General features: G+C 46.8%; 7 protein-coding genes. 3 read left to right on the forward strand and 4 right to left on the reverse strand.

Features of this window, described 5'->3' with window-relative positions:
- Window positions 1-292: 292 nt before the first annotated feature.
- Entirely contained in the window at window positions 293-1,402 is a 1,110-nt protein-coding gene (gene thrC, locus IM473_RS07465) for a threonine synthase (protein WP_287657846.1), read from the forward strand.
- 30 nt (window positions 1,403-1,432) lie between these two features.
- Here thrC and hisB read toward each other — a convergent pair whose 3' ends face one another.
- From hisB to IM473_RS07480, 3 genes are all read right to left on the reverse strand, one after another.
- On the reverse strand, window positions 1,433-2,062 hold the full coding sequence (hisB, locus tag IM473_RS07470) for an imidazoleglycerol-phosphate dehydratase HisB (protein ID WP_002756684.1): 630 nt from the start codon (window positions 2,060-2,062) through the stop codon (window positions 1,433-1,435).
- Between the two features lie 195 nt (window positions 2,063-2,257).
- Complete coding sequence (locus tag IM473_RS07475; protein ID WP_287657847.1) at window positions 2,258-3,772, reverse strand: energy transducer TonB; 1,515 nt, start codon at window positions 3,770-3,772, stop codon at window positions 2,258-2,260.
- Window positions 3,773-3,937: 165 nt separating this feature from the next.
- Window positions 3,938-4,597, reverse strand: coding sequence for a hypothetical protein (locus IM473_RS07480; RefSeq protein WP_287657849.1), 660 nt, complete (start codon window positions 4,595-4,597; stop codon window positions 3,938-3,940).
- A 477-nt stretch (window positions 4,598-5,074) separates the two neighbouring features.
- On the opposite strand from IM473_RS07480, the gene IM473_RS07485 reads away from it, so the two are divergent.
- Entirely contained in the window at window positions 5,075-5,287 is a 213-nt protein-coding gene (locus tag IM473_RS07485; protein WP_271947470.1) for a CAB/ELIP/HLIP family chlorophyll-binding protein, read from the forward strand.
- A gap of 58 nt (window positions 5,288-5,345) precedes the next feature.
- On the opposite strand, the gene dapF is transcribed toward IM473_RS07485, so the two are convergent.
- Window positions 5,346-6,191 carry a diaminopimelate epimerase gene (dapF, locus tag IM473_RS07490; RefSeq protein ID WP_287657850.1) on the reverse strand — a complete coding sequence of 282 codons (846 nt, stop codon included), beginning with the start codon at window positions 6,189-6,191 and terminating at the stop codon, window positions 5,346-5,348.
- A gap of 61 nt (window positions 6,192-6,252) precedes the next feature.
- Between dapF and IM473_RS07495 the strand changes: the two genes are divergently transcribed.
- On the forward strand, window positions 6,253-6,465 hold the full coding sequence (locus IM473_RS07495) for an Hfq-related RNA-binding protein (RefSeq protein ID WP_045357091.1): 213 nt from the start codon (window positions 6,253-6,255) through the stop codon (window positions 6,463-6,465).
- Window positions 6,466-6,751 lie beyond the last annotated feature (286 nt).

A 6,751-nucleotide genomic window follows, 5' to 3' on the forward strand; every position in this document is an offset into this window, starting at 1 on the left:
GTTGGTTGGTGTGGGGTTTTACCGATTTTCAGAAGGTTTTTAGATTTATTCAGTAAACCCTAATTAAATCAACCTCTGAAAGACAAAAAGAGCAAAAAATCAGATTTATAGCGATAAAATAACAATTTTTTGCCTAAAAGCCCATTTATTTGCTGTTATTGCCTTTTATCTCCCCGCATCCCTGTTTTAAACCCCATGAATCCCAATAGGGCGATCGAGATTAATTTTTTGGACTGCTTATTGGATAAAATAGGAGACTGGGCCATCTAATCAAATCTGTATCCTTAAGGCTATGACAATTATTTCTCGATCGATCCCCCAATCACCCACTAAATCCTCGTCTATCGGCGGCTGGCGCGGTTTGATCGAAGAATATCGCCAATTTCTGCCCGTAAGCAGTAACACCCCTGTAATTACCCTCCTAGAAGGCAATACACCCCTGATCCCCGCCCCCTATCTCTCAGCACAAATCGGGCGCGATGTCAAGGTTTTTGTCAAATATGATGGTTTAAATCCCACCGGCAGCTTTAAAGACCGGGGCATGACCATGGCCATCTCGAAAGCTAAAGAAGAAGGGGCAAAAGCGGTGATTTGTGCCAGTACCGGCAACACCTCGGCGGCGGCGGCAGCCTATGCAAGAAGAGCCGGGATGCGGGCCTTTGTGATTATCCCCGACGGTTATGTGGCCTTAGGAAAATTAGCCCAAGCTTTATTGTACGGAGCCGAAGTCATCGCTATCAATGGCAACTTTGATGATGCCCTCAAGATTGTCCGCCAACTATCAGAAAATTATCCCGTAACTTTAGTCAATTCCGTCAATCCCTACCGTTTAGAGGGTCAAAAAACTGCTGCTTTCGAGATTGTCGATGTCTTGGGTAATGCCCCCGACTGGTTATGTATTCCCGTGGGTAATGCGGGCAATATTAGCGCCTATTGGATGGGATTCTGTCAGTATCACCAGATAGGCAAATGTGACCGACTGCCGAAAATGATGGGTTTTCAGGCCGCCGGGGCCGCCCCTTTTATCTCTAAACAACCGGTTGACCATCCCGAAACCCTGGCCACGGCTATCCGTATCGGCAACCCCGCTAACTGGGAAAAAGCTTGGGCCGCTAGTCACGCTAGTCAAGGGCAATTTCACGCGGTCAGCGATGAGGAAATATTGGCAGCCTATCGGATTTTAGGGGGCCAAGAGGGGGTTTTCTGTGAACCTGCCAGCGCCGCTTCTGTGGCAGGATTATTAAAAGTGCATCAACAGGTTCCCGATGGGGCCACCGTAGTGTGTGTTTTAACGGGAAATGGACTAAAAGACCCAGATTCGGCGGTAAAACACAGCAATAACCAACTAAAATCTGGGATTGCTCCCGAATTAACGCAAGTGGCTCAAATTATGGGCTTCTAAGCTAACGTTAATTCGGGTTAAGCAGCGCTTCTATAAAACTCCCTTAGAACTGGGAATTATACCGGCGCGACGGGGATCGATCGCTATGGCCATACTCATCGCCCGGGCAAAAGCCTTAAAAGTAGCCTCAATAATATGATGGGAATTAATCCCGTCTAATTGGCGAATATGTAGGGTCATTTGACTGTGATTGACCAAAGCAACGAAAAATTCCCGCACTAGCTGAGTATCGTAGGTTCCCACTCTTTGGGTGGGAATTTCTAGACCATAACTGAGGTGGGGACGACCGGAAAAATCGAGGGCAACCTGTACTAAAGCTTCATCGAGAGGGGCGACAAAATGCCCGAAACGGACGATCCCTTTTTTGTCCCCCAAAGCTTGCAGTAAAGCTTGTCCAAGGGTGATTCCCACGTCTTCATTGGTGTGATGGTCATCAATTTCTAGATCTCCGGTGGCGCGTACATCGAGATCGATCGCAGCGTGGGAGGCGATTTGCTGCAACATATGATCGAGAAAGGGAATTCCTGTCTGGGCGCGACAATTGCCGCTACCATCAAGATCGATCGTCACCTCTACATCGGTTTCTTTGGTAGTACGACTAACCGAGGCGCGACGGCAAGGTGAGACAAAAGAATCGGGGATTTGGGAAGTGGAAATCATTTAAGTAAAAATAAGTAGGTAGCCGTTAAAAATTATCAGATGCCCCCCTTATTAAGGGGGGATTAAGGGGGGATCGGCACCCCCTTATTAAGGGGGGATTAAGGGGGGATCGAATCATTGACTAGGAAGATGAGAGTTTTTTTCAGTAATCAGTAAACCTAAAACTCACATCTGATAACTGATAACTGAAAAGGCCTAACTTTCTGGTTCAGTTTTAGCGGACGCCGGCGGACCGGGGGGCAAGGCTTCCTCGCTGACGGGTTGAGGATTTTGGCTAGTGGGGGGACTAGCGGGGGAAACCTCCGGCTGATTGAGAGCGGGGGTTTGGGGAGGAGTGTCTGGGGCTTTTTCTTCGATTATCGCTTCTTTGGGCGGTTCTGGCTGGGTTTGGGGTGGATTTGTCCCTGTGGTTTCGGGCGGCTTGACGTTATCCGGTTGGGGGCTAACGGCGGGTTGCGGCGGTTGATTGGGACGAAGCGGGGTTTCAATTGCTGGCGTTACAGGGGGGGAGTTACGCGTATTGAGGTTACTACCCTCCGGTTTTGGGGGATTAGCGATCGCGCCTCGGCACACTTCCGGGTTAGGGGCAAAACTGACTCGCACCTGATAGATTCTCGACTCACCACTGGGATTATTAAAACGAGTTGATCTCACTTCCCCAGCCGCCTGTTGATTGAAAATCGGGAAGCCAGCACTTTTAATTAACTGGGGTTCACTGCTGAGGCGGCCTTGGGCATCCACCGTCACCCCATAAACCGCCGTCCCCGCTAATTGACGGGAACAAGCCGTGGCGGGATAATTACCAGTCAAATTGACGGTAGTTATGCCTCTGCTGCCTTGATTGGGCTGATTTAATTCATTTAAGGCGTTAGGATTAGTTTTTTGGACTCTGGCCAGCCAATCCACCTGATTTCTCATGGCCTCCTCGTTACTGGTATTGCTTTTGTCCGCCTCCAGGGAGCGCAAACGTTCCCGCATTTCCCACATTAATTGTTGACGACGTTGTTCATCGAGGGGCGATTGACCATTCGGCTCCGACGTGCGGGCCAAGGAATTGTTTAATTGTTGCTGTGCCTGTTGCGATGCACTAAGGGGCGATTTTCGCAATCTATCTAAAGTTAGATTATCTTGGTAGGGATCAAAGTAAGGCGGCATCTGTTGGTTATTAGTCTCCCTAGGCAGATTGTTATTCTCTGACAGGGTGGGAACAGCAGGAGGACTAGGTAAACTGGGGGTAGAAGTGGGAAAATTGCGAGGAATCGGTAATCTACCCGGAGAGGGGATAGATGCCACGGGAGGAGAATAGATATTGACGGAGGGTAAAGAGGAGAGGGGAGGTAAAGCAGGTAAGGAAGGTAAAGGGGGAAGGGAAGAAACCGAGGGTAAAGGAGGTAAGGTGCTGTTATGGATGCCGTCCATGGGGGGGAGAGGAGGCAAAGAGGAAGAAGACGAATTGAGGTTAGGCAGTCCGGGTAAGCTGGACAGGGAGGAGTCAAGACTGGGAAGACGTGACTGCTCTAGAGGATTCAATTCAATCAGATTGACGTTGCGTAAATCCTTTTTTGGCTCCTGCGCTGGATTATTGAGGAAATTAGGTAAGATAATCGCTAAAAGTAGGGCATGAATACCAAGAGAAGCGGCGAACGAAAGATTATTAGAGTTAATTAGTTTATTTTCTTCGGTTTCTAGACCAAAATAGGAGGATGTCATAATTTAGTTAATTGAGCAGAGCCTTGAGGGGAAAAGTTAACTCTATTTTAATCGTCAGGGCGATTTTTTTTTCTTGAGGGCGGGCAATTAATTGGTGTCAGTACCCCACCACCCCACACCTAACACCCCACACCCTGTCCCCACGAAAAACTTTTTCAGCCAACCCTACTTAGACTGTGAGCGAGCCACAGCTTTTAATTTGGGATATAATTCCGAAGGGTCTAACAAAGGGATAAACTCATCGATTACTGGCTTAAAATTAGCTGGAAAATTCTCCCTAGTTCCATGACCGTTAGGCGATTTAGGCAATGATTCTAATTCGGGGAATTTGGGCGTTTCCGGGGTTAACTGCGAGAATAATTCCTCCACATTACTCATACCTTTGCGAGGATCATTAAAAAGAGAAGTTTCTAAGTTGAGTAAAGAATCTTCACTTGTGGCTTCCGCTTGTGGCTCTGGACAAGGCCGCTCAAGGGTGGGAGAAAGTATATTGACCTGTTCCTGTTGAGGGATAAATACTGGTTTTTTGCCATTTAACTGGGAATCTGGCAAGTTTTTACAAACCAAGCGCTCGAATTCCCCCGTAAAATGAAAGGTAGGATGGCCGCGACGGTGCCAAATTTTGAGAATTTCCTCCACCGAAATGACTTTGTAACGTCCCTGATAGAGTGCCTCTAAAATCGCCATGCGAATCCAATTTAGCGAATAGGTGGGCAACCAGCGCTCGATTAATTCTTGCGCTTTATATCCTCTCATTTCAAATCGATATTGGTTGAGTATAGTCGCTATCTGCATGAGGTTGATCTCTGGGCTAATCTCTGCCATAGAATTTACAAAAACAGTGAGCGCAATCGTTACGGCTACTAGGCACTCTATATATTAAGATTCTATTCAGGTTTTTCCTAGTGGTTTTTACCTATTCTCCCCACACTTACCCATTCGGCGCATCTCCACTCAAGGTAAGTTGACTCTCTAGGGTCGGGTTCGCTTTTGGTGGCAATTTATCCCCCGCTAACTCCTGCACGGTTTAACGGGACTCCTCTGGCGACCTTAAGATAGTTTTTGTCTTTTCCCTGATTAGGCGATCGAGTTTATACCTCTTTGGTACCACAATCTGACTAATTTGTCAAGAAAAAGGCAAAATTTCATCGATAAACCCAGAGGAGATAGAACTATAGCACTACCCTGACAGCCTACCCGATCGAGGTTTTCTGAGTCCCCAAAAATTTTTTGTTAAAATTTGCAACATAACTTAACAATGTGTTACACTTCTTAACACAAGCATACAAAAGGAGCCTCCCCATGACTGCCCGCGGCTACACCACCGAAGAACAAGGAAGACTGAATAATTTTGCTGTCGAACCGAAAATGTACGTTGATAGTTCCAGCGGTCTCGGTTTTACCAAAAACGCCGAAAAATTGAATGGCAGACTAGCTATGATTGGCTTTGTCTCTCTTTTAGCCATTGAATTGTTAACCGGTAAAGGAATCATTGCTTGGATTACCAGTCTCTAAGAATTAACAATCCCGTCGCGCTGTTCGGGGAGTTCAGTCCCCGTCCAGACGGGGTGATTCAGATAGCATAAATGCCCTCAAAAACAGCTTTAGCAGGACCTGTCATGTAAACCCGGTTATCGGTTTGGGACCAGTGAATCTGAAGACAACCACCGGGGAGTTCCACGGTACAGATGCGATCGCATTTGTCCGTTAACACGGCCGCCACTACCACAGCACAAGCACCGGTGCCGCAAGCGAGAGTAATTCCCGCTCCTCTTTCCCAGACACGCATCTTCATATAATCTGGCGCGATTACCTCCACGAACTCCACATTAGTCCGCTGGGGAAAAACCGGGTGATGCTCGAATTTTGGCCCGATAGTTTCTAGGGGAATAGAGGCGAGATCATCCACAAAAGTGACACAGTGGGGATTACCCATACTAACGCAAGTAACTAACCAATCTTTACCCTCTACCTCTAGGGGAACCGCGAGGACTTTTTCTGACCCCTTGACCAAGGTGGTGGGGATTTCACGGCCGAGGAGTTGCGGCGGCCCCATATCGACCGTTACCTGTTCATTGGCTTCTAAACGGGGAATGATAGTTCCTGCTAGAGTATGAATGCGATAGGTGCGGCCAATGGCGTTGTTAGCCTCTAAACGGGCGATAAATTGGGCTAGACAGCGAATACCGTTACCACACATCTCCGGTTCTGAACCATCGGAGTTGAAAATTCTCATGGTGTAGTCGGTTTCCGCTTGGCCAGGAAGCGCAAAAATCACGCCATCGGCACCGATGCCAAAATGTCGATCGCACATAGCCACGGCCATTTCCGCTGTGATCAGGGGTTCGGGACTGTGACGGTTATCTATCAAAATAAAATCATTGCCCAGGCCTTGATATTTGGTAAAGGGGATTTTCATCGTCAATAAAAGCTGCTCAACAGGAATAATAGAGGATGAACACCTCATCGATAAACTTATTATGTCTCAATTCGATCCTGGTCTGCCGAGTGTCAAACAAGTACAGAGCTATATTCAAGAGAAACGGGAAGTAGAAATTAAGTTAAGCACCGATGATCTGCTCGTTGGTCGCATCCTTTGGCAAGATGTTAACTGTCTATACCTAGTTGATCACTACGATAAACCCACTTTAATTTGGCAACAGTCTCTAGTTTATTTAAGACCTAAAGCCTAGTAGGAAATCAGACCCATCAAAAATTCATTATCCACATCTAGACTTTTATCCCAATATTCCTGTCTTAATTTTTGCACTCTTTCTGTTGCTTTTGCGGATGGGTGCAGAGTTTTTTTGCAGTTTATTCTCATTAGCTATCGATAATAGAGTTCTTGCATAATTAATTTTTGAGAGTGCAAAAATGAGAAAAATAGACATAAAATTGCATAAAATCCCTAAATAGAGCATTTAATTGATTAATGCTCATTCTTAATTCTCCTGACGACCGACTACTGGCTTCTGACTC

Origin of the sequence: Microcystis sp. M015S2 (assembly GCF_020245945.1) — a bacterium.
In the GTDB taxonomy this organism is placed as follows: domain Bacteria; phylum Cyanobacteriota; class Cyanobacteriia; order Cyanobacteriales; family Microcystaceae; genus Microcystis.

Coding starts and splice junctions, on each gene's coding strand:
- IM473_RS07480 (WP_287657849.1), bottom strand. CDS start 4,597: ATGGCAGAGATTAGCCCAGAGATCAACCTCATGCAGATAGCGACTATA.
- dapF (WP_287657850.1), bottom strand. CDS start 6,191: ATGAAAATCCCCTTTACCAAATATCAAGGCCTGGGCAATGATTTTATT.
- IM473_RS07475 (WP_287657847.1), bottom strand. CDS start 3,772: ATGACATCCTCCTATTTTGGTCTAGAAACCGAAGAAAATAAACTAATT.
- thrC (WP_287657846.1), top strand. CDS start 293: ATGACAATTATTTCTCGATCGATCCCCCAATCACCCACTAAATCCTCG.
- IM473_RS07495 (WP_045357091.1), top strand. CDS start 6,253: ATGTCTCAATTCGATCCTGGTCTGCCGAGTGTCAAACAAGTACAGAGC.
- IM473_RS07485 (WP_271947470.1), top strand. CDS start 5,075: ATGACTGCCCGCGGCTACACCACCGAAGAACAAGGAAGACTGAATAAT.
- hisB (WP_002756684.1), bottom strand. CDS start 2,062: ATGATTTCCACTTCCCAAATCCCCGATTCTTTTGTCTCACCTTGCCGT.